Origin of the sequence: Gabonia massiliensis, from assembly GCF_001403595.1 — a bacterium.
Classification (GTDB): Bacteria; Bacteroidota; Bacteroidia; order Bacteroidales; family Coprobacteraceae; genus Coprobacter; species Coprobacter secundus.
Genome location: NZ_LN877938.1, coordinates 16,683 through 39,005 on the forward strand (window position 1 = coordinate 16,683; position 22,323 = coordinate 39,005).

The 22,323-nt window shown below is 33.4% G+C and carries 17 protein-coding genes; 10 read left to right on the top strand and 7 right to left on the bottom strand.

Annotation, left to right across the window (positions count from 1 at the left end):
• Nucleotides 1-4: 4 nt before the first annotated feature.
• Together BN2628_RS02260 and BN2628_RS02265 are read right to left on the bottom strand one after the other, a co-directional pair.
• Nucleotides 5-1,201, bottom strand: a complete 1,197-nt coding sequence (locus BN2628_RS02260) for a pyridoxal phosphate-dependent aminotransferase (RefSeq protein WP_021930323.1) — start codon at nucleotides 1,199-1,201, stop codon at nucleotides 5-7.
• Nucleotides 1,176-2,018 carry a prephenate dehydratase gene (locus BN2628_RS02265; RefSeq protein WP_021930324.1) on the bottom strand — a complete coding sequence of 281 codons (843 nt, stop codon included), beginning with the start codon at nucleotides 2,016-2,018 and terminating at the stop codon, nucleotides 1,176-1,178. The genes BN2628_RS02260 and BN2628_RS02265 overlap by 26 nt, the downstream gene beginning before the upstream one ends.
• 511 nt (nucleotides 2,019-2,529) lie before the next feature.
• On the opposite strand from BN2628_RS02265, the gene BN2628_RS02270 reads away from it, so the two are divergent.
• The 8 genes from BN2628_RS02270 to BN2628_RS02305 all read left to right on the top strand — a co-directional run bounded on the left by BN2628_RS02270 (nucleotide 2,530) and on the right by BN2628_RS02305 (nucleotide 11,878).
• A complete protein-coding gene (locus tag BN2628_RS02270) occupies nucleotides 2,530-2,988 on the top strand; it encodes a hypothetical protein (RefSeq protein WP_021930325.1) in 459 nt (152 codons plus the stop codon).
• 211 nt (nucleotides 2,989-3,199) lie between these two features.
• Nucleotides 3,200-4,156 (top strand): NmrA family NAD(P)-binding protein, encoded by a 957-nt coding sequence (locus BN2628_RS02275; protein WP_021930326.1) that lies wholly within the window; start codon nucleotides 3,200-3,202, stop codon nucleotides 4,154-4,156.
• 51 nt (nucleotides 4,157-4,207) lie between these two features.
• Nucleotides 4,208-4,723: an NAD(P)H-dependent oxidoreductase gene (locus BN2628_RS02280; RefSeq protein WP_021930327.1), complete on the top strand. Its 516-nt coding sequence runs from the start codon at nucleotides 4,208-4,210 to the stop codon at nucleotides 4,721-4,723.
• Nucleotides 4,724-4,728: 5 nt separating this feature from the next.
• On the top strand, nucleotides 4,729-5,487 hold the full coding sequence (locus BN2628_RS02285; RefSeq protein WP_055095914.1) for an META domain-containing protein: 759 nt from the start codon (nucleotides 4,729-4,731) through the stop codon (nucleotides 5,485-5,487).
• Nucleotides 5,488-5,614: 127 nt separating this feature from the next.
• On the top strand, nucleotides 5,615-6,448 hold the full coding sequence (locus BN2628_RS02290; RefSeq protein ID WP_055095916.1) for a CvfB family protein: 834 nt from the start codon (nucleotides 5,615-5,617) through the stop codon (nucleotides 6,446-6,448).
• A 127-nt stretch (nucleotides 6,449-6,575) separates the two neighbouring features.
• Nucleotides 6,576-7,637: a leucine-rich repeat domain-containing protein gene (locus tag BN2628_RS02295; RefSeq protein ID WP_055095918.1), complete on the top strand. Its 1,062-nt coding sequence runs from the start codon at nucleotides 6,576-6,578 to the stop codon at nucleotides 7,635-7,637.
• A gap of 131 nt (nucleotides 7,638-7,768) precedes the next feature.
• Complete coding sequence (locus BN2628_RS02300) at nucleotides 7,769-8,770, top strand: DUF6340 family protein (RefSeq protein WP_044230562.1); 1,002 nt, start codon at nucleotides 7,769-7,771, stop codon at nucleotides 8,768-8,770.
• Nucleotides 8,771-8,884: 114 nt separating this feature from the next.
• Nucleotides 8,885-11,878 carry an AsmA family protein gene (locus BN2628_RS02305; protein ID WP_044230601.1) on the top strand — a complete coding sequence of 998 codons (2,994 nt, stop codon included), beginning with the start codon at nucleotides 8,885-8,887 and terminating at the stop codon, nucleotides 11,876-11,878.
• 77 nt (nucleotides 11,879-11,955) lie between these two features.
• Here BN2628_RS02305 and BN2628_RS02310 read toward each other — a convergent pair whose 3' ends face one another.
• The 4 genes from BN2628_RS02310 to lon form a co-directional block, all read right to left on the bottom strand.
• Nucleotides 11,956-13,218: a phosphoglycerate kinase gene (locus tag BN2628_RS02310; protein WP_044230563.1), complete on the bottom strand. Its 1,263-nt coding sequence runs from the start codon at nucleotides 13,216-13,218 to the stop codon at nucleotides 11,956-11,958.
• 113 nt (nucleotides 13,219-13,331) lie between these two features.
• Complete coding sequence (gene pyrF / locus BN2628_RS02315) at nucleotides 13,332-14,162, bottom strand: orotidine-5'-phosphate decarboxylase (RefSeq protein ID WP_044230602.1); 831 nt, start codon at nucleotides 14,160-14,162, stop codon at nucleotides 13,332-13,334.
• Nucleotides 14,163-14,172: 10 nt separating this feature from the next.
• Nucleotides 14,173-15,258 (bottom strand): peptide chain release factor 1, encoded by a 1,086-nt coding sequence (prfA, locus tag BN2628_RS02320; RefSeq protein WP_044230564.1) that lies wholly within the window; start codon nucleotides 15,256-15,258, stop codon nucleotides 14,173-14,175.
• A 504-nt stretch (nucleotides 15,259-15,762) separates the two neighbouring features.
• Nucleotides 15,763-18,216 carry an endopeptidase La gene (gene lon, locus BN2628_RS02325; protein ID WP_087880361.1) on the bottom strand — a complete coding sequence of 818 codons (2,454 nt, stop codon included), beginning with the start codon at nucleotides 18,214-18,216 and terminating at the stop codon, nucleotides 15,763-15,765.
• Between the two features lie 239 nt (nucleotides 18,217-18,455).
• Here lon and BN2628_RS02330 point away from each other — a divergent pair, with 239 nt between their 5' ends.
• The gene (locus BN2628_RS02330; RefSeq protein WP_044230566.1) at nucleotides 18,456-19,166 is read left to right on the top strand and encodes a tRNA1(Val) (adenine(37)-N6)-methyltransferase; all 711 of its coding nucleotides are present in this window, start codon (nucleotides 18,456-18,458) and stop codon (nucleotides 19,164-19,166) included.
• Here BN2628_RS02330 and BN2628_RS02335 read toward each other — a convergent pair whose 3' ends face one another.
• On the bottom strand, nucleotides 19,167-20,669 hold the full coding sequence (locus BN2628_RS02335) for a potassium/proton antiporter (protein ID WP_044230567.1): 1,503 nt from the start codon (nucleotides 20,667-20,669) through the stop codon (nucleotides 19,167-19,169). It abuts the gene before it with no gap.
• Nucleotides 20,670-20,855: 186 nt separating this feature from the next.
• Here BN2628_RS02335 and gnd point away from each other — a divergent pair, with 186 nt between their 5' ends.
• Nucleotides 20,856-22,319 carry a decarboxylating NADP(+)-dependent phosphogluconate dehydrogenase gene (gnd, locus tag BN2628_RS02340; RefSeq protein WP_044230568.1) on the top strand — a complete coding sequence of 488 codons (1,464 nt, stop codon included), beginning with the start codon at nucleotides 20,856-20,858 and terminating at the stop codon, nucleotides 22,317-22,319.
• Nucleotides 22,320-22,323: the final 4 nt, after the last annotated feature.

Below are 22,323 nucleotides of genomic sequence, written 5' to 3' on the forward strand. Positions count from 1 at the left end.
TTTTTTATAATGAATGTGTTATATGTCTTCTTATACGTTCAAGAGCCAGCTCCAACATGTCTTCCTTAGCACACAGCGAGATACGTATATATCGTTCCCCTTGGCTTCCGAAAATTATTCCTGGTGTTATAAAAACATGAGCATCATATAGAACCCTGTCGGCCAATGTAACAGCATCTTTTTCTTGTTCGGGAATACGAGCCCATAAAAACATTCCTACTTGTGACGACTCATAAGTACAATCCAGCTCTTTCGCAATTTTTTCTGCGATTTTCCTGCGTTTACGATAAAGCTCTACATTCATTTCCCGATGCCATTCTTCATCTGTTCCCAGAGCAGTAACAGCAGCAGTCTGTAATGGACGGAACATTCCAGAGTCTATATTACTTTTTACCCTAAGAATCCATTCCACAAATTGAGCATTAGTAGCCAACATTCCGATACGCCATCCGGGCATGTTGTGGGACTTACTCATAGAATTCATTTCAATGCAGATATCTTTTGCTCCGGGAATGCTGAGAATACTTAATCTTTCATTGTTAAGGATAAAACTGTATGGATTATCATTAACAATAATGATTCTATGCTTTTTGCCAAAATCTACTAATTTTTGAAAAAGTCCCTGTGTTGCCGGAGTCCCGGTAGGCATATTCGGATAATTAACCCACATTAATTTTACTCCCGATAAATCTTGTTTCTCTAACTCATGAAAATCCGGCATCCATCCGTTTTCAGGTGTCAACTTGTATTCAATCAAACGAGCCTCTGCCAAACGACTCACCGAATGATAAGTCGGATAACCCGGATTAGGTACCAAAACAGCATCTCCTGGATTGAGAAAAGCTAACGAAATATGTAATATGCCTTCCTTTGAACCTATTAAAGGCTGAATTTCTTTCTGTGGATCTAACTCTACATGAAACCACTTGTTATACCAATTAGAAAAAGCTTTTCTTAATTCCGGTATTCCAACATACGGTTGATATCCATGAGTATCCGGACGTAAACTGTCTTTACATAAGGTTTCTATTGTTTTAGGATGAGGGGGTTGATCTGGACTTCCTATCCCCAGGCTAATAACCTGCTTTCCTTGAGCATTCATTTCCGCAATTTCGCGGAGTTTTTTCGAAAAGTAATATTCACTGATACTATTTACCCGATTTGCGGGTATAATATTAAAGGGGTTGGTTGAATTCTGCATATTCTCCAAGAATTTTAAAATCTTTTGTTAATGGCTTTATTGCGTCAAGAGCTTGTCTATACCGAATATAATTATCGAATGTCACGTCAACATAAAAACGATATTCCCATTCTCGACCAATAATTGGTAATGATTGTATTTTTGTCAAATTGACATCGTAAAAAGAAAGGATAGTAAGTACTTTTGATAGACTTCCTTGTGTATGCGGCAAACTAAATACTAACGATGATTTATTTATTTTTGATTCATCAATAAGTTCATCCTTCTTCCAACTGTCAGCCAAAACCAAAAAACGGGTAAAATTGCGCTTATTCGTTTCTATTCCTTCAGCTAATATATCTAATCCATACAATTCAGCCGCTAATGAACCACAAATTGCAGCATGTCCTTTCAATTTATGCTGAGCTATCTCCAATGCACTGCCTGCAGTATCTCCTTTTTCTACTATTTTAATAGACGGATATGAATGAAGAAAATCTGAACATTGCATCAACGCTATTGGGTGAGAATTTATTTCCGTTATTTTTTCTATTGTTTCTCCCGGAAGTGCAGCTAAAACATGCGAAATTCTGAGTTTATACTCACCAACGACACAAAGTTCACTTTGTCTAAGTAGTTCATGATTTTGTAAAAGAGAACCCGCAATTGTATTTTCTATCGCCATAATCCCCAGCAGAGATGTGTCTTTACTCATATGTGTAAATAACTCATCAAAAGTCTGGCATGGGTCTATCTCAATATCTTCATCCCTGAAAAAACGTCGTGCGGCCATTTCATGATAACAGCCCGAAATACCTTGAATCGCAACTTTTTTCATCACAATTTATTTTTTGTATTTAAAAAATCCCACCTTTTTTTGAAAAAGGCGGGATATGATTTTTATTCATTTACCATATACGTTATCTATATCCCACCTTATGATTTTCATAAAGTAATAAAAATAAAAAACAAAAAAATAAGTATAGGTTAACATCAGCTTTTATCTTAAATTGTTATCAAAAAAAAATCCCGTCATAGGACGGGATTTTATATTTGTTATTGTATTTGTTTTTATTTTTTGTATGCATAAAATCCCGTTTCACTTCCTGCTAAAGTAAAAGTAAAAAAAGAAATAATATGCGTAATTAAAATTCTTCATCTCAACATCAACATTATTTTGTTTTGATGTTGCAAATGTAATGAATAGTTTTTTTTCTCAAAACAAATTGCTATTTTTTTTGAAAAAAAGTACACATAAAAAATTCGAAGGTGATATTAAAAGAAAAGTAACATTTTTCTATAATTATCATTTTTTTTCTATCTTTGACTCATAAAAGGAGAAATATATTATGGAAGCTGATAAAAAGGAGCTCTATGACGATATAATTGAAGCATTCATTTCTGCAATAAAAAAAGCAAATGCCGATAATTCATATTCATTGTCAGATATGTATGTTTGTTTCAAGTATGATGATCTTTCTTTGTCTATATATGACGATATGGAAAGGTTGTTATTGCAAACGACAATAGATGCTTGGGAACCTTTGAAAAGTGAATCGGTCGACTTCAATGAAGTTGTAATTTCGACTCTGAAAGATGTTCTTAATAGTGATATTATGAAAAAAGAGTTCGATACAGTCAATTTTGTTGGGCCTTTTTCTGTCATATTAATCGATGAAGAATATGAACAGATTTGTGAACTTATTACAATAGATAAGGATAACATTTTCCTCGAAGACGATTTTTTCAGTAAAATAGACAAAGAATTGGATGATTTTTTTGAAAAATTAATGTCTGATGTGAAATAATAAATCTCAGTCGCAAAACATATTTTTTCTATAATTAATTGAAAGACCTTTATACATTTTGTGATGGGGTACTTAAAATGATAAAAGATTATTAGAAATAATTATTTTTTCAAATGAAAATTGGGCGAATCTCATTTTTGGGTAAACATAATTTTTTATATAATTCTTAAACAAATCGTATAAGACATCTGTTTTTATAATAAAAATTTGTATGATATTATTAACAGATGTTTCCGATTATTTAGGTAAAACTATTTTATCCAGACTACAATCAAGTGAACAATGGGAAAAAATAAGGGTAATAGTACCACCTGAAAAAAATTTCCATATAGAAAAATATGATAAAACCGAATATGTCACAGGTAGACTAAATGACCATCCTTTCTTAGACAAGGCGCTAAAAGATATAGACACTCTGATACTTAATACCTCCAATATTTTATATGATTATCGAGCTTTGTTCAAAGCTTTAATTAGTGCAGCCAAAGGAAATGAAATAAATCATTTGATATATATCAGTTCTGTATTAGCCGAAGATTCGTCTGACACTATAGCTCATGAATGTCACGAAACAGAGTTGTATATATATCAATCTGGAATACCTTATACTATACTTCGTATAAATATACTAATGGAACAACTTCCGTTTTTTATAGGCAATCCTTATGAAAATGAAAAAATATATTATCCTGGAGGAAATGGAAAAATAAATTTTATTTCTTCAGTTGATGTCTCAGAAGTTATTTTTCATATTTTAAATAATAAGACTTCTAAAAATAAAATACATATACTTTCTCACGAAAACGGATATACATTTTATGATATAGCTTCAAAGTTGTCACAAATAAAACGAAAAAATATTTTTTATGAAGATATTGATCTTCACATATACGAAGAAGCGTTATCTCAGACATTCCTTTCCGTTGATTCTGTCAATCGACTATGTAATATAGCAAGGAGTATAAAACAAAATAAATTCAATATATCAGACTACACTTTGCAACAAATATTAATATCTCAAGTAAATAATAAAAAAAATATTGCTCAAAACATTAAAGAGTGGTTTTTCTGTAAGGAAAATAAACCTTTATTATTAAAGCATTCTATTAAAAATTTACCGGATTTTTTATCAGAAGCCGAGTGGAATAAAATATATACGCTTTTTTAAATTTTTTTCACCCAACAATAACTATCTTTGAATTTACAAAATAAATATACAATGGAAAAGTTTAAAGTTATAATCCTGTTAGCTCATCCGAATATTCAGGATTCTCAGGCTAATAAAGCTCTCATTGAAACCATAAAAGAATACCCCTATGTTGGAATTATCAATTTATACGATAATCCTTATGATGTAGAAATGCAAATAAATATGATAAGCGATTCTAAAGCTGTCATATTTCAATTTCCTCTATATTGGGCTAGTGCACCATCAGAACTAAAAAAATGGATAGATGACGTTTTTACACCTATTTCAAAAACAAATATAGTAAAGGATAAGCCTTTGCAAATTATAACAACAACAGCGTCGGAATATGAAGCATATCGTTCTGGTGGCAGAAATAAGTTTACGTTGGACGAGTTACTCCGGCCATATGAAATGTTAGCAAATCATTCAGGAATGAAATGGTGTACTCCAATGGCAGTATATGGAATAAATACACCATCAGTAGCTATCAATATAGAAAAAGGGAAAAAAGAATACCGTAATATTATAGAACAACTTATTAAATAGATATTATGAAACAATTTATTAGTCTTTTTATTTTATTCACCATATTATTTCCCAGTTGCAAATCAGTGCAAACACCCTCTATTACAGGAAAATGGGAAGTAACAATATTTATTTCCAATAATGATACACTAAAGTTACCCTCTTCTCCAGCAACAATTCTATTGACTGATACAGGAACTATTTACGGTTCTGGTAGTTGTAATCGATATTTTGGGACTTATACTTTCAAAGGAAAAAATAAAATAGATATTGTACCCACAGGACGTACGCAAATGTTTTGTCCTGAAATACTTTTTGAAGATACCTTTATTAAAGCGCTTGAAGATATCGACAACTATTCGATACAGGACAGTGTCTTAGTACTTTCAAATAAAAGCAAAGATATAATTTTAAAGCTATCGCATTTTCAGGATAAAATCATTGGCGTATCCAATGACAGTCATGGGTGTAATACTGCAGCCGGATATACATGGTCTGAAATACGAAATGAATGTATCCGGGTTTTTGAAGATGGAATTAGAGTAAATCCTGTAAATGATCCACGAGCTACGACATCGGCTTTTATCATTTTCTCAATAGATTCTTTGAAAGCGGAGATATTCTTACCTGATCAAGAAGAGCATCCCATATTGAGCAGAAGAATTCTTCCCAATGGAAAATATGCATGGAACATGGAAGACGATGATACATACAATATCAGGTTTACAGAAAATCAATGGATAATTGAAAAAAGAGGGAAGATTCTATATTCAACAAAAAGATAAAACATAATCGATATTGTGATGAAACGTGTTGGTAAAATTTCAATTATTTTTATTGATACTTTTTTATTATATCTCATAATAACGAAATGAAAATTGTATCTTTACAAAATGAAAATTGAGTATAACTATGGTACAAATTGGTAAATATAATACATTAGAAGTCTTAAAGAAAGTTGATTTTGGAATATACTTGAAAGGCGACAATAATGAGGAAATATTGCTCCCATCTCGTTATGTTTCTCATAACTGTCGGCTAGGAGATAAAATCGATGTATTTGTTTATCTTGATTCTGAAGATAGAATTATTGCTACTACAGAACATCCGTATGCCCAAGTCGGGGAATTTGCTTATTTACAAGTAAAATCGACCAATCGAGTAGGGGCATTTCTCGATTGGGGGTTGATGAAAGATATCCTTGTCCCTTTTCGCGAACAAAAAATGACAATGAAGGAAGGATATAGTTACATAGTGTACCTATATGTCGACAGCGAATCGCAACGCATTGCAGCGTCGGCCAAACTTGATAAATATCTTGATAATGTTCCTATAAACTATGTCCCTAACCAAGAAGTCGATATATTAGTAGTACAAAGGACAGACTTAGGCTATAAAGTGATTATCAATAACCTGCATTGGGGAATGGTGTACCACAACGAAATTTTTACAAATATCGAAAAAGGAGACAAACTCAAAGGATATATAAAGCAGATAAGAAATGATGAAAAAATAGATGTATCTCTACAACCCTTTGGTTACGAAAAAATAGATGCTTTATCTCAACAAATCCTCGACGTGCTTAAAGATAATGACAATTATTTGCCTTTATCTGACAAATCTCCGGCAGAAACTATCTATAATTACTTTTCTTGTAGTAAAAAAAATTTCAAAAAAGCAATTGGAGCTTTATATAGAAAACACCTGATTCTTATTTTGAATAATGGCATTAAAGCCATACAGTAGTTAAAATTCACAATACTCTTTTTTAATATAGAACTTTTTTTCAGTCTTATTGTTCTAATCTGTGTGAAGTTAGTCAACGTGATTGTTAATAACTATCAGTAAAGAAGGACATTAAATTTAAAAAGTTATGAAACGAGTATTGTTTACAATGGGAATGCTTTTATTGGGAAGCGTAGTTCTATTTGCGCAGAAACCGAATAAAATGGAAGTTAGGAATCTGCAAAGTTTTTTACAACAAAAATCGGCCAGAGGTGACACAAATGCTGATAGGCTCGAAATTTCCAGCATAAATTCACCTATGACCTGGAAAGGAGTAGTCTGGAATAACGGACAAGTACAAGAAATCAATTGGAAAGATAAAGACCTGGCTGGAGAATTAAACGTAAAAGGCTTTACAGCACTACAAAAATTAGATTGTTCCCGAAACAAAATATCAGCAATCAATGTGACAGGTTGTTCTTCCTTGAATACACTGAATATAAGCCGTAACGTCATTTCTAATTTGGATCTTACTGGCTGCTCTGCTTTGGTCAAGTTAGATTGCTACAAAAATCGATTGACAAACTTAGACCTTTCTGCACCTACTTCTATCAAAAATTTAAATTGTTCAAACAATCTTTTTGTCGAACTAAATGTTTCTGCTGCACCGACATTACAAACTCTTAATGTACAAGGATGTCACTTGGAGGTATTGAAAGTGGATAGTTGTGAAAATCTAAAAAATTTATACTGCGGTTATAATAAACTGACCAATCTCAATCTCTGGGGGACTGTCAACTTACAAAATTTAAATATGGATAATAATAACATAAAAACGATGATTATATCCAAATTACCTTCGTTATTATCCTTATTCTGCAGTGATAACAATATGACAACTCTTGGCGTATTGAATTGTGACGCATTGATGGACTTAGTTTGTTCATATAACAATCTGACTTCTCTTGATCTTAGTGGAACAGATAAACTTACATTTGTTGATTGTTCTTATAATGACTTGACAAATCTTGATTTGAGTAACCGAACCTTATTACAGAGAGTTCTCTGCAATCAGAATCAATTAAATTTATTGGATGTATCTTTCTGTCCAAACTTAGTATACATTAATTGTCGGTACAATCAGATAACAGATTTGAGGACAATCGGAGATAACAATCTTCGTATGATTGCTTGTCAATGGAATTATTAGAATTAAATACATCGATAAATAAAAATATCGCTTACTATTTTTTGTGAATAGTAAGCGATATTTTTTAACTTGGCAGGTAAAAAGAAAAATAAATTTGTAAGTTTGTATATGTAACTAATATTGGCAATCGTATGAAATTATTATTGAATATATTGTGTCTTTTGGGGCTAATGTTAACATCATGTACTACAATTGAAAGTTTGTCTTTCGACATCATACAACCTGCAAAAATCACATTTCCTGTCTATGCTCGTTCTATAACGACTGTATCGAGAAAAATGTCTGAAAAAGAGTTTAGCGGGACTTATATTAATGGATACGAAAAATTACAAAAGTTATCAATAAAGACAAGAAAGAATTTAGGAGCTACCATAGAACGTAGTATTATAAATACCTTAAATGAAACTCAGTATTTCTCACGTATCGAATCATACGGTGAAATAGATGCGGAGGTTCTAAATGATAAAATTATACAAGGGATAAAAGATAGTACTTCAACATCGTCAATACTCTTTTTAAAATCATTTTCAATAGAACCTACATTAATTGATTTTATATATGGGTCGTCATCTGAATATTATACTTCTACTTTTAGGATAAAAATTAAAGCAGTTTTTGATATATATTTGGGAAATGACATCCAATCCAAAACAATCGCATTTACAGACTCCATCAAATGGGATTCATACAGTACCAATAAAGAAGACTTACATCAATTTATTCCGGACATAGATGAATGCTTAAAAGAGGCTGCCGAATATATAGGAAACAAAGTTGTACAACAATTATTACCAAGTAATAAAAATGTCAAGCGTTTTTACTTTAACACTTCATCTCCTATTATGAAGGATGCAGATCGTTATTGGAAAAGTGGAAACTATGACTATGCATCGTATTTGTGGGAATATATGTACGAAACCAGTAAAAAAAATTACTTTAAGGCTATGGCTGCCGCAAATCTTGCATTATATAATGAATTGAAGGACAACTATACACAGGCTGAAATATGGGCTAAAATGTCAATAGATTTATTCAAAGACAATTCAGAGGAACAAAAAATGATGGAAAACTATTTAAAAGAATTGAAGAAAAGAATAGAAGACGATCAAATATTGCGTTTCCAGTTAATCTAAATTTGTTAGATTGAATAAGGTATAAGAATATAATCGAATCACAATTATTTCTATTTTCAATTATAAAAACGTATATAGGTTTGTACCTTTGTATGGGTTATAAATTTTATGAATATGAATACACGTATAAAAAAGAATCTGAAAATAACAATTATTTCTGTTGTTTCGTTTTTATGTATAATATTTATAATAATTGCTATTGTAATCAATTTTATCTTTACTCCGACCAAATTGACGCCGCTGGTATTGAAAATTGCCAATGAAAATCTAAATGCTCGAATGAATATGTCGAGCGTAAACCTAACATTTTTTTCATCATTTCCTGATTTTGAACTACGAATAGAAAATGGTTCTCTTATCTCCAACGTTTTTAATGATAGTATAACGAGAAAGCAAGATTCTTTATTGACATTTTCAAAGTGTGCTATTTCTATAAAACCATTACAGTACATTTATAATAATAAAATCTCTATTAAATATATTCTTTTCGATAAAGCTTCGGTATATGCTTACATATCTAAAGAAGGACAAGCTAACTGGGATATTATCTCTACAGATACGACTGCATCCGCTATTGACACGACAGCATCTTCATTTAACAGCGATATAGATATAAAGAAAATTATATTCAGGCAAGCTAATTTCTATTTTGATGATAGAAATACGGATATTTATACCCATATAGACAGTTTGAATCTTAAAATGAAAATGTCATTAACTCCAGAAATCTCAGAGTTGAAACTAAGTAGTAATTGTAAAAATTTACTATTTTGGCAGAAAGGTGAGTTATTGATAAACCATTTAGCCATAGGATTAGATACTGATTTGGCAGCTAATAAAAAAACAAAAACATTTACGATAGATAATGCAAAAATCAATTTAAACGGATTACAGCTTACTGCCAATGGAGAACTAAAAAGAGACACAACCCATAAAGTGCTAATAATGGATATGGACTATGGGTTACAAGCCCCTTCCGTTGAAAATGTTCTGAAAATGATTCCTAAATCGGTGATAAAAGATAATAAGATAACAGCAGAAGGCCAGGTAGAAATGTCTGGAAAAATAAAAGGAGAATATGGAGATAAAAAACTGCCAACTGTTTCTATGAAACTCAATATAAAAGACGCCTCAGCCCAATATAAAGGAATGCCTTATGGTATAGATAAGTTAAGCGCCGACTTGGATGTTTTTATAGATATAATGCGAAATACTCCATCTTATGCTAATTTGAAGATTTTTAAATTTTTAGGAGCCCATACGGATATTTTGGCTGATGGAAAAGTCGAAAACTTATTAGATGATCCCTATATTACATTTCATACCAAATCGACAGTAGATTTTAATGCACTAGCCCAGACATTTCCTCTTCAACCCGGTGTGACTCTAGGTGGAATACTGACAGCTAATCTTGATTTTAAGGGCAAACTGTCTTCTATAAAAGCACAAGATATTGGGCGTTTATATGTTAAAGGTGACGTTGGCATAAAAAATGTAATTATAAAAGATATTAACAAGAATTTTGATTTTACAGGGGATGCATCATTGAATTTTAGTGGCGATAAAGCTTTATCTGCAAAAGCAAGTATTTCTTCTGTAATCCTCAAAAGTAAAATTGCAAATTCGACAATAGATAGTCTATCTATTTCTGCTGCGTCTCCTGAAGGCCTACCGGACACTACAAGGATTATCCCATTGAATCTTCATGTAAAGATGCAAAAATTAAGAGCATCAATAGGAGATAGTATTAAATTGTACAGTGGAAGAACAGAAGCTGACATTCAATCAAGGCCTTCGAAGAAGAATATCAAGAAGCCAATATTTACAATCAAGCTTAGAACCGATTCTCTTTTCTTTAAGACAAATGATGCAAAAATGGCCATGGATTTGGCTGGATTCAATATAACAACATTCCAAATCCGGGATTCCCTTTGGATTCCACAAGGAACTATCGGTTTTAACCGATTACATTTTATATCTAAAGACTTTGGATTACCTATTCGAATGAAAGAAACCAGTGTAAATTTTGAAAGACGAACTATTTCTTTACAACAAGCAAAAATAAGAATTGGACGCTCTAATATCGTTGCTACCGGTTCTGTCCATAACTTAGGTCGCTTTATGACAAAGAACGAACTTCTCTCTGGGAAACTTAATATCTCATCCAAACGTATTGATTGTAATCAATTAATTGCAGCAATGTCTTCTATTTCAGAAATCAGTGAAGATGATAATATGAATGTCAGTGATTCTATTGCAAACGAAGGAGGGGAGATGCATCTTTTCGTAATACCCAAAAATTTAGATCTCGAATTGACAACAAATGTCGATAAGGTCACTTACAATAAAATGATATTCAAAAATATAAATGGAATTGTTAGATTGAAAGATCAAATTGTCAATTTAGAGAATCTTAGTATGGAAGCTCTTGATGCACAAATGAAAACATCTATGATTTATAAAGCATCTGACCCTTATGTTGCATATACAGGCTTCGATTTCAATATAAACAAAATAAATATTGGAAAATTAGTAGATTTTATTCCCGAATTAGATACTATTGTCCCTATGCTACGTTCCTTCAAAGGGCTTGTTGATTTCAATATTGCAGCGGAAGCACGTCTCGACTCTTTAATGAATATAAAAATTCCTACTTTACGTTCTGCTATATATATAAAAGGAGACAGTCTTGTCTTACTCGATGGAGAGACATTTACCAAATTGGCTAAAATATTGATGTTCAAAAATAAAAAAGAAAATATGTTTGACAGCATTTCTGTCAACATTACAGTAGAAGATGGTAATGTCAAGGTATATCCATTCCTCGTAGAGATAGATCGTTATAGAGCAGCTGTGGGAGGAGAGCAGAAACTGGATATGACCTTTAACTATCATGTATCTATTTTGAAATCGCCATTACCATTTAAAGCTGGTGTAGATATTTATGGAAATTTGGACAAAGTGAAATTTAAAATAACGAGAGCCAAATATAAAAATATGGTATCACCGGCATATATTCAAAAGATTGATAGTACTCGGATGAACATGGGAAAAGTTATCAATAGCCATTTCAGACGATTAATAAATCTATCGCCACGAAATCAATGAAAATAAAAAAAACTTTGCAATAAAAAGGCGATATCCTCGGATAGGATATCGCCTTTTATTATCCTTATACAAAATATTTATCCTTGGATAGCTTTAATTCCTGGAAGTTCTTTTCCTTCAATAGCCTCAAGTAAAGCACCTCCACCAGTTGATACATAAGATACGCCACTTGCTAATCCAAATTTGTTTACGCAAGCTACAGAATCACCACCTCCTACAAGAGAGAAAGCTCCATTCTTCGTTGCTTCAACAATGGCTTCTCCTACAGCGCGAGAACCATGAGAGAAATTGTCAAACTCAAATACTCCTGTAGGTCCATTCCAAAGAATTGTTTTTGATTTCTTTATTACATCAGCAAATAATTCTTCAGATTTAGGCCCAATATCAAGACCTTCCCATCCATCAGGAATTTCGTTGACAGGAGCATATTTAGTGTTAGCTTCATTACTAAAAGAATCTGCAATTTTTGCATCAACAGCCAAAACCAAATTTACATTTTTTTCTTTTGCTTTAGCCATTAACTCTTTTGCTAAATCAAGCTTATCATCTTCACAAATCGAATTTCCGATTTTCCCACCCATTGCTTTTGTAAAAGTATAGGTCATACCACCTGTAATAATCAAATTATCAACTTTATTCAATAAATTTTCGATAATTTCAATTTTAGAAGATACCTTAGAACCTCCCATTATGGCAGTAAATGGACGGTTAATATCTTTCATAACTTTTTCTACAGCTTTAACCTCTTTCTCCATCAGGTAACCAAACATTTTTTTATCAGGAGTGAAATAATCGGCAATCAATGCTGTAGAAGCGTGAGCACGATGAGCTGTACCAAATGCGTCATTTACATAAACGTCAGCTAAACTAGCTAATTCTTTAGTAAACTCTTTCTGACTAGCTTTAACAGCTTTCTTTGCTGTGGCTTTCTCTTCGTCAGTAGCATCCTCTGCCAAACCACGAGGCTTACCTTCTTCCTCTGCATAGAAACGGAGATTCTCAAGAACTAGCACTTCTCCGGGTTTTAAATCGGCAACAGCAGCTTTAACTTCTGGACCTACAGAATCAGCTACAAATTTTACAGGTTGACCCAATAACTCAGACAAATGAGCAACTATATGTTTTAAAGAAAATTTATCTTCTGGACCTTTTTTGGGACGTCCCAGATGAGAACCAATAATAACACTACCTCCATCAGCAATAATTTTTTTCAATGTAGGTAATGCTGCACGCATGCGGGTATCGTCTGTTATTTTTAGATTTTCATCTAATGGTACGTTAAAATCAACACGTACAAATGCCTTTTTTCCAGCAAAATTAAAATTGTCTAGTGTTTGCATATTATAATAAATTTAGAAAGTGATTCTTTTCATTTACCTGCAAAAATAAAAAATATATTAGAAATAAATTGATATTTAGTATTCTTTAATCGGTAAATGATACATTCTTTTTTTTAAATCAAACTCTTCATTTCCAGTAAAGATTTCATCTCTTCCTGTACTTTAAGTGCTTGTTCTCGAGATAATGCAGCGAAATTTTCATCTTGTCCAGCATATATGATTTGACGAGATGAATTTACCAATAAGCCGCACTGATTATTGATTCCATACTCTACAACTTCTCGTAGGCTTCCGCCTTGGGCTCCGACTCCTGGAACCAATAAAAAGTGGTTTGGAACAATACGACGAACATCTTCAAATAATTTTCCTTGAGTAGCTCCTACGACGAACATCATCTGATCTTCGGAAGCCCATTCTTTCGATACTCGAAGCACTTTTTCAAACAAACGTTCTCCATTGGAATCTGTTGTAAACTGAAAATCATGAGAACCTTTATTAGATGTAAGCCCTAAAACAATAACCCATTTATTCGTGTATAACAAAAATGGTTTGACACTATCTTCTCCCATATACGGAGCAACTGTAACCGAATCAATATCTAAATGTTCAAAAAAACTCCGAGCATACATTTCTGAAGTATTTCCAATGTCTCCACGTTTTGCATCCGCAATAATAAATTGGTCAGAGTAGTTCTCCTTTATATATTTTACTGTTTTTTCAAAAGCTTTCCATCCATCGATTCCAAGGCTTTCATAAAAAGCCAAATTAGGTTTATAAGCAACACATAAATCTGCCGTTGCATCTATAATCTGTTTATTAAAAGCAAAAATAGGGTCTTTCTCTTTCAATAAATGTTGCGGAATTTTCTTAACATCAACATCAAGCCCAACGCATAGGAACGATTTTTTCCGCTTAATATTTTCAAAAAGTTCTTTTCTGTTCATATATGATATTTTATAATTCACTTTCTTTTAAACGTTCGGCGTTTTCTGCCACAATCAAATGGTCTATACAATCTTGGATGTCTCCATCCATAAAAGCTGAAAGATTATATATAGTATAATTGATTCTATGATCAGTAATACGGCCTTGTGGGTAATTATAAGTACGGATTTTTGCCGAACGGTCACCCGTAGACACCATAGTCTTTCGTTTACTGGCTATCTCATCCAAATATTTTTGGTACTCCATATTATATATGCGAGAGCGCAATTCGACCATAGCTTTTGCTTTATTTTTTATCTGAGATTTTTCGTCTTGGCATTGGACCGTTATGCCGGTAGGTATGTGTACTAAACGAATGGCAGAATAAGTGGTATTTACGGATTGACCTCCGTGACCAGAAGCACAAAATATATCAGTACGTATATCTTTTTCGTTAATTTCTACATCAAACTCTTCTGCTTCGGGAAGTACAGCAACAGATGCTGCAGACGTATGGACTCGTCCCTGAGTTTCCGTCACTGGGACTCTCTGTACCCGATGTACTCCCGATTCATACTTCATTGTACCATACACACTGTCTCCACTGATAGTAAAAATAATCTCTTTATAACCACCTATCGTTCCGTCACTAAAACTTGTAACTTCGACCTTCCAGCCTTTTGTTTCACAATATTTACAGTACATTCTAAAAAGATCTCCTGCAAAAATGGCAGCTTCATCGCCTCCTGTGCCTCCTCGAATTTCTACAATGGCATTTTTCCCGTCTTGAGGATCAGCAGGAACCAATAATAATTTTATTTTTTCCTCTAAAGCTGGTAGTTTTGATTGGCAATTATCCAATTCTTCTTTTGCCATTTCTTTCAAATCGGCATCCTCTTCCGATTCAAGAATCATTCGAGCTTCTTCTATATGACTAAGTAAAGTTTTATATTCATCTTGGGCTTTCACGATTTTTTCAAGATCACGATACTCTTTCGTCAACTTTACAAACCTTTTCATATCTGCAATAACAGCAGGATCTGTAATGAGTGTACCAACTTCTTTAAAACGAAGAGTCAAGCCCTCAAGTTTATCTATTAAAGTATTTTCGCTCATTCTTTCATTTTGTGTTTCAAGATGCAAATATACTAAATTATTAGAGTAAAATTTAACGATTATGCAATGAAAAGAGTTATTAACCAAATAGCCCGGAATCCCCAAGCTTAAGAATTTTCTTGTCACTCAGGTCCCGGGCTATTTATTTGAGTAGTAGCATATGTAAAACATAAACTTCTACTTCTTTGTTCGGCAGAAATCGTTATTCAATTATAAAATTTGTTTATAACTGATTTTTTTATCCAAAATAGAAGGACCTGTCGTACATTTGTACATCGTAAATTTTGCTCAGCTCAGATTTATGAATTTCTTTTGAGGATGTTTTTCTGTTTTTACAAGGAGAATAGCAGACTATCTGATGAGTGAGAATGGGAAAAGTCCGAAAGAAAACACAAAAATGACCGGATAGTATTTTCTTATTGGAAAATTTTAAATAGGCTCTAAAAAAATCGGAATCGAAAAAAATATGCTCGACTCCGATTTCTCAGTATTTTATTGCATGCTTCAATCAAGTTTTATTGGATGTTTTACTTGCTCATCCAATAATGCAAAATCGAGAACCTCTTTGATATCTCGAACATAGTGGAATGTAAGCCCCTTGAGATAAGATTCTCTTATCTCTTCTATGTCCTTTTTATTTTCTATCGATAATATAATGTCCTTAATATTGGCTCTCTTTGCTGCAAGGATTTTTTCCTTTATGCCACCTACAGGAAGTACACGCCCTCTCAAAGTTATCTCTCCGGTCATAGCCAGATTAGGACGAACTTTGCGCTGAGTAAATGAAGATGCAATAGAAGTTACCATCGTAATACCTGCCGACGGACCATCTTTGGGAATTGCACCTTCTGGAACATGAATATGTACACTCCATTTATCAAATAATTCGTCGTTAATATTCAACATATAAGCATGGGATTTTACAAACTGCATTGCAATAACAGCAGATTCCTTCATCACATCACCTAAATTTCCAGTCAAAGTAAGTTTTTCACCCTTACTTTTGCTTAGACTTGACTCAACGAACAATATTTCACCTCCAACGGCTGTCCATGCTAATCCTGTGACAACCCCTGCATATTCATTTCCTTCATATTTATCTCTATTATATTCAGCAACACCCAAATAATCATGTAAATCTGCGACAGTCAATACATGTGAATATTCTTCTTCAGAAGCTTTCTTACGCGCTATTTTACGCATAATTTTAGCTATTTTCTTATCCAACTCCCGAACTCCCGATTCTCTAGTATATGACTCGACAATAGCATCTAATGTCTTTTTGGGAATATCGATATCATCCTTATCCAATCCATGGTTTTCTAGCTGTTTTGGTACCAGATGCCGGCGGGCAATCTCAACTTTTTCTTCTTGTATATACCCACTTACATCTATCAACTCCATGCGGTCAAGCAATGGTTGAGATACGGTATTCAAATTGTTTGCTGTTGCTATAAATAATATCTTAGACAAATCATAATCAACGTCCAAATAATTATCATGGAATGCATTATTTTGTTCTGGATCAAGAACTTCCAATAGGGCTGAAGCTGGATCTCCTTTAAAGTCATTCCCTATCTTATCAATCTCATCCAATACAAAAACCGGATTTGAAGAACCAGCTTTTAAAAGACCTTGAATAATACGTCCTGGCATAGCTCCAATATAAGTTCGTCGATGCCCTCTAATTTCTGCTTCATCATGGAGACCTCCTAAAGAAATACGGATATATTTCCTTTTCAAAGCTTCTGCAATGGATTTCCCCAAAGATGTTTTTCCTACTCCTGGAGGCCCATACAGGCAGATGATTGGAGATTTGAGATCACCCCTCAATTTTAAAACAGCCAGGTGCTCTATAATACGCTCCTTGACTTTTTCTAAACCATAATGATCTTTATCCAATTGTTTCTGAGCATGTTTGAGATTAAAATTATCTTTAGTATATTCTCCCCACGGCAAATCTACAAAAGTCTCCAAATAATTATATTGGACAGAAAAGTCTGGAGACTGAGGATGAAGGCGTTCCAATTTCTTAACCTCTTTCTCAAAAACTGCACCAACCTTTTCGTCCCACTTTTTATTTGCAGCCTTCTCTCTAAGTTCCAAGATATCTTGCTCTTGGACACTCCCGCCTAACTCATCCTGTATAGTCTTTATTTGCTGTTGTAAAAAATGTTCCCTTTGTTGCTGGTTAATATCTTCACGAGTTTTTGATTGAATATCAGCCTTTATTTGTATCAATTGGGCTTCTTTACTCAGCGAAGCATATAATGAAAAAGCTCTTTGTTTTAGAGAACCGATATTTAATAATTCCTGCTTTTGTTGAGCTACAATAGGAATATTTGAACACAAGAAGTTAATCAAATAATAGGAATTATCTATATTTCGTAATGCAAAGCTTAATTCTCGAGTAGGCTCGCCCAGTGTTTTTAGGATTTTAAATGTTAACTCTTTTATTGCTGATATGAGAGCTTCAAATTCTTTATCATTTTCTACAGGCAATTCATCTTCTAATAGAGTTATATTGCCTTTCAAATATGGATTTAAAGTTGTCAAATTATCAAGATGAAAACGTTTTTTCCCTTGTAATATTACTGTAGAACTGGAGTCGGGCATTTCCAAAATTTTTACAATTTCAGCAACGGTTCCGATATCATATAAATCCTCATACTCAGGATTATCTATAGACATTTCTTTCTGGCATGTAACTCCAATCAAACGTTTCTTTTCATATGCCTCTTTTACCAGCTGCAAAGATTTTGGCCGGCCTACAGATACTGGAAGTGCAACGCCCGGATACATAACCATATTACGCAATGGCAAAATTGGCAAATCTGTTTTAGCCACTCCAGAACATTCCATATCAGGGTTTCCCTCTATTTCTGTAAAAATTGGCATAATAGTAGCATTCTCTTCCGTATCTTCCAACGGGTTATTGTCATTAAAGAAATTCTTCATATATTTACTTGTCATTTTGTCAGGTTATTATCCTAAATACAATCATCTCTCATTATAAAACATAATGCGTTTCAATATTGCAATGAGCGTGCCAAAGTTAATCATTCAAAGCCTTACCATGAAATTATTATTATTTTTTTGTTTATTTGCATTCGAATTAGAACTTATTCAAAATTTTATTAGGATATAAAAAGATTAGAAACAACCGTTTTTAACTTATAAACATAAATATCGAATAAATGAGTAATTCATATTTTAAATTCAAACAATTTACGATTTACCAAGATAATTGCGCCATGAAAGTCGGAACTGACGGGGCTCTTTTAGGGGCTTGGTGCTCATTTCCACAAAAAGGTATGATATTGGATATTGGATGTGGAACCGGCCTCATTTCTATTATGGCAGCACAACGAACTGAAGCATTGGTAGACGGAGTTGAAATAGACCAAAATGCCTATAAACAAGCACAAGAAAACGTGGCTTTGACGCCTTGGAAGAACAGAATCAATTTGTACTTCAATGATTTCAATCTGTTTGCCCAAAATACTACAACCCAATATGATTACATTGTTTCTAATCCGCCTTTTTTCAAAGATTCTCTTCTTTCACCTTCTACAAGTAGAAATAATGCCCGTCACACTATATCTCTGAATTATGAAACTTTATTTTCTAAATCAACAAATTTACTGAAACCCAAAGGTAAAATAGCAATTATTTTCCCATATGAATTAGAGAATTATATCTTTTCAATAGCATTATTCTATCAATTTTATCCTATCCGCATAACTCGGGTAAAAGGCCATGCAAAACGCCCGATAAAAAGAATTATCACAGAGTGGGGAAGGGAACTGGTAGAATACAAATCAGATGAATTAAATATAGAATCAATACCCGGTACATATAGTCCCGAATTTATATCTTTATTACAAGATTTCTACTTAAAATTTTAGCTAACTGTTTTTCTCCATTGAATAGTTTTTAATGCCTAAACTTTCATACGCATGCCTCAACTCTTCATCATTATCACTTATCACTAGTAATTTATCTCCAATATTCAATTTTGTATGTCCTTTTGGAACAAAAAAATGCTCTGCTCTTTTCACCATTACAACTAATGTGTTATCGGGCAAAGTCAAATCCATCAACTTGTTACCATTCATCAGAACATTTTCACTTACAGTAATTTCAGACATCGCTGATTTTATTTCATCCGGTAGGGAAACATCAAAGTCTTTTTTCAACTCACCATTCTCGGCAAGACCGAGCCATTTTGCCATAGGTCCAACAGTAGTTCCCTGAATAATTAAAGACACTATAGTGATAAAAAATACTATATTAAAAATAAATCGTGCATTTTCTATACCTGCTATTAGAGGGTATGTAGCAAAAATAATTGGAACAGCACCTCGCAAACCTACCCAAGAAATATAACGACGAGCATTTTTACTAAAACGCCGGAACGGTAAAACACATATAATAACAGACAATGGTCTTGACATGAATATCATAAAAAAGCCAATCAGCAAACCTATAACAGCTACCGGTAGTAACTCCGATGGATTTACTAATAGGCCAAGAGTTAAAAACATCACGATTTGAAATAACCAAGTAAATCCATCAAAAAAAGTACTCACACTGCGTTTATGCACAATTTTATGATTCCCTACTACAAGTCCGGCTATATAAACGGCCAAATATCCGTTTCCTTTTAAAATATCGGTAATAGAAAATATAAAAAAGACAAAAGCCAATAATAATACCGAATACAAAGACTGATTATCAATATTGATTCGATTCATGAACCAGACTGTAATCCGCCCCAAGATATAACCTGATATAGCACCAATACTCAATTGCATAAATAACATCAATCCTGAATTCCAAACATCAAATTCTCCCACTTGAATAATTTGAATTAGTAATAATGTCAACATGTAAGCCATCGGGTCGTTACTTCCGCTTTCTAATTCTAGAACTGGACGAAGTTTTTCCTTTAAACCGAGCCCCTTGGACCGAAGTATCGAAAATACTGAAGCGGAGTCTGTAGACGACATGACTGCAGCTAAAAGCATTGATTCTGCTAAGCTAAGTGAAACTACTGTAGTCAATAAACCTGTAATGTAATAAATGAATAAGCCTGTGATAATAGTAGTCAACAAAACTCCTACCGTGGCCAAAACTATACCAGGGCCCAATATGGGTTTTATTTCTCGATATTTAGTATCCATTCCCCCTGAGAAGAGGATGATACTAAGAGCCATAACACCTATAAATTGAGCTTCTTTCGGATTATGAAACTGGATACCCAATCCATCACTGCCAAATAGCATTCCAACGCCTAAAAATAAAAGCAATGCGGGTACACCGAACCGATAACCTGCTTTACCAGCCACTACACTGATAAATAGCAATATAGAGCCTAAAAATAAAATATTTCCTGCGTTAAGTTCCATATGTTTTTTATATTGTTTTTTAACAAAAATACAGATTTGAATGGATAGAACAAAATATGCATTAAATTGTCCCCAATTTTTAATGTTTTTTTTGTAAATCTGGCTTTAGCTATTTTTATTCATATATTTATGAACAATAAAATTAGTAAATTGGTTGAAATATATAATATATAAAAATGTAATCAAATGAAAAAAGCTGATATCGGGATAATAGGATTAGCAGTCATGGGAGAAAACTTAGCCTTAAATTTTGAAAGTAAAGGATATACTGTTGCCATATATAACAAAAAAGATCATCCAGAAGATGATGTTGTTGGAGTATTTAGAAAGGGTAGAGGGAAAAATAAAAATTTTATAGGAGCTGAAACTCTGAAAGAATTTGTAGATTCTCTCAATCATCCTCGGAAAATCATGATGATGATAAGGGCTGGTGAGCCTGTAGATGAAGTTAAGAACCAGCTAATTTCATTATTATCACCAGGTGATATCATTATCGACGGTGGAAACTCTGATTTTCATGATACGGAACGTCGAGTAAAGGAGTGTGAAGAGCATAAAATATTATTTGTTGGAGCTGGCGTTTCCGGAGGTGAAGAAGGTGCATTAAACGGACCGTCTATAATGCCAGGTGGTTCAATTGACGCATGGCCTCATATAAAAGAGCCATTGCAAAATGTTGCAGCAAAACTCGATGATGGAACTCCTTGTTGCCAATGGATAGGGCCGGGTGGAGCCGGACATTTCGTAAAGATGGTACATAATGGTATCGAATATGGAGATATGCAAATTATAGCAGAAGCATACTCTTTATTAAAAAATTGCGGAAACAAATCGAACGAAATGATTTCCGAAATTTTCAACACATGGAATCGTGGAGAACTGAATAGTTTTCTCATAGAAATAACAGCTCAAATATTTAGATATAAAGATAAGGATGGCACTTTTCTTATCGATAAAATTCTGGATGTAGCCGGACAAAAAGGCACTGGCAAATGGAGCGTTATTACTGCATTGGAAGAAAATGACCCATTGACATTGATAACCCAAGCTGTATATGCCAGAATTCTGTCCAGTCTATCTGAAGATAGGAATCACGCATCGCAAATATATTCTAACTTCTCCACTGCATCACAAAGGGTTTCTAACATTGAAGCAAATGCAATCAAAAATGCTCTTTATGCTTCAAAGATAATTTCTTATGCTCAGGGATTTTCTTTACTGAAGAAAGCATCAGACCGCTATCAATGGAATCTTGATTTGGGAAGTATTGCTATGATATGGAGAAAAGGTTGTATTATTCGATCGGCTTTCCTAAATAGGATTACTCAAGCATATACTGAAAATCCTTATCTTGAAAACCTTTTGTTTGACGAATATTTTATCAATACCATTAACGGTTTATTAGTAAATTGGCGACAAGTTATTTCTGAAGGAGTATTACAAGGGATACCCTTACCATGTATGTCTGCTGCATTAAGCTATTTTGATGGATTACGGACACGACATTCGACAGCCAACCTCATCCAAGCTCAACGAGATTATTTCGGAGCTCATACTTATGAACGGACTGATGCCGAAAGGGGCAAGTTTTTTCATACGAACTGGACAGGAAAAGGGAGTAATACAACCTCTGGGTCTTATCAATTATAAATAA

Bases quoted from the DNA above. Each gene is read 5' to 3' on its own strand.
- BN2628_RS02285 (WP_055095914.1), top strand. From the start codon at position 4,729: ATGAAACAATTTATTAGTCTTTTTATTTTATTCACCATATTATTTCCC.
- BN2628_RS02275 (WP_021930326.1), top strand. From the start codon at position 3,200: ATGATATTATTAACAGATGTTTCCGATTATTTAGGTAAAACTATTTTA.
- gnd (WP_044230568.1), top strand. From the start codon at position 20,856: ATGAAAAAAGCTGATATCGGGATAATAGGATTAGCAGTCATGGGAGAA.
- BN2628_RS02295 (WP_055095918.1), top strand. From the start codon at position 6,576: ATGAAACGAGTATTGTTTACAATGGGAATGCTTTTATTGGGAAGCGTA.
- BN2628_RS02270 (WP_021930325.1), top strand. From the start codon at position 2,530: ATGGAAGCTGATAAAAAGGAGCTCTATGACGATATAATTGAAGCATTC.
- BN2628_RS02265 (WP_021930324.1), bottom strand. From the start codon at position 2,018: ATGAAAAAAGTTGCGATTCAAGGTATTTCGGGCTGTTATCATGAAATG.
- prfA (WP_044230564.1), bottom strand. From the start codon at position 15,258: ATGAGCGAAAATACTTTAATAGATAAACTTGAGGGCTTGACTCTTCGT.
- BN2628_RS02300 (WP_044230562.1), top strand. From the start codon at position 7,769: ATGAAATTATTATTGAATATATTGTGTCTTTTGGGGCTAATGTTAACA.
- pyrF (WP_044230602.1), bottom strand. From the start codon at position 14,162: ATGAACAGAAAAGAACTTTTTGAAAATATTAAGCGGAAAAAATCGTTC.
- lon (WP_087880361.1), bottom strand. From the start codon at position 18,216: ATGAAGAATTTCTTTAATGACAATAACCCGTTGGAAGATACGGAAGAG.
- BN2628_RS02330 (WP_044230566.1), top strand. From the start codon at position 18,456: ATGAGTAATTCATATTTTAAATTCAAACAATTTACGATTTACCAAGAT.
- BN2628_RS02335 (WP_044230567.1), bottom strand. From the start codon at position 20,669: ATGGAACTTAACGCAGGAAATATTTTATTTTTAGGCTCTATATTGCTA.
- BN2628_RS02310 (WP_044230563.1), bottom strand. From the start codon at position 13,218: ATGCAAACACTAGACAATTTTAATTTTGCTGGAAAAAAGGCATTTGTA.
- BN2628_RS02290 (WP_055095916.1), top strand. From the start codon at position 5,615: ATGGTACAAATTGGTAAATATAATACATTAGAAGTCTTAAAGAAAGTT.
- BN2628_RS02280 (WP_021930327.1), top strand. From the start codon at position 4,208: ATGGAAAAGTTTAAAGTTATAATCCTGTTAGCTCATCCGAATATTCAG.
- BN2628_RS02260 (WP_021930323.1), bottom strand. From the start codon at position 1,201: ATGCAGAATTCAACCAACCCCTTTAATATTATACCCGCAAATCGGGTA.
- BN2628_RS02305 (WP_044230601.1), top strand. From the start codon at position 8,885: ATGAATACACGTATAAAAAAGAATCTGAAAATAACAATTATTTCTGTT.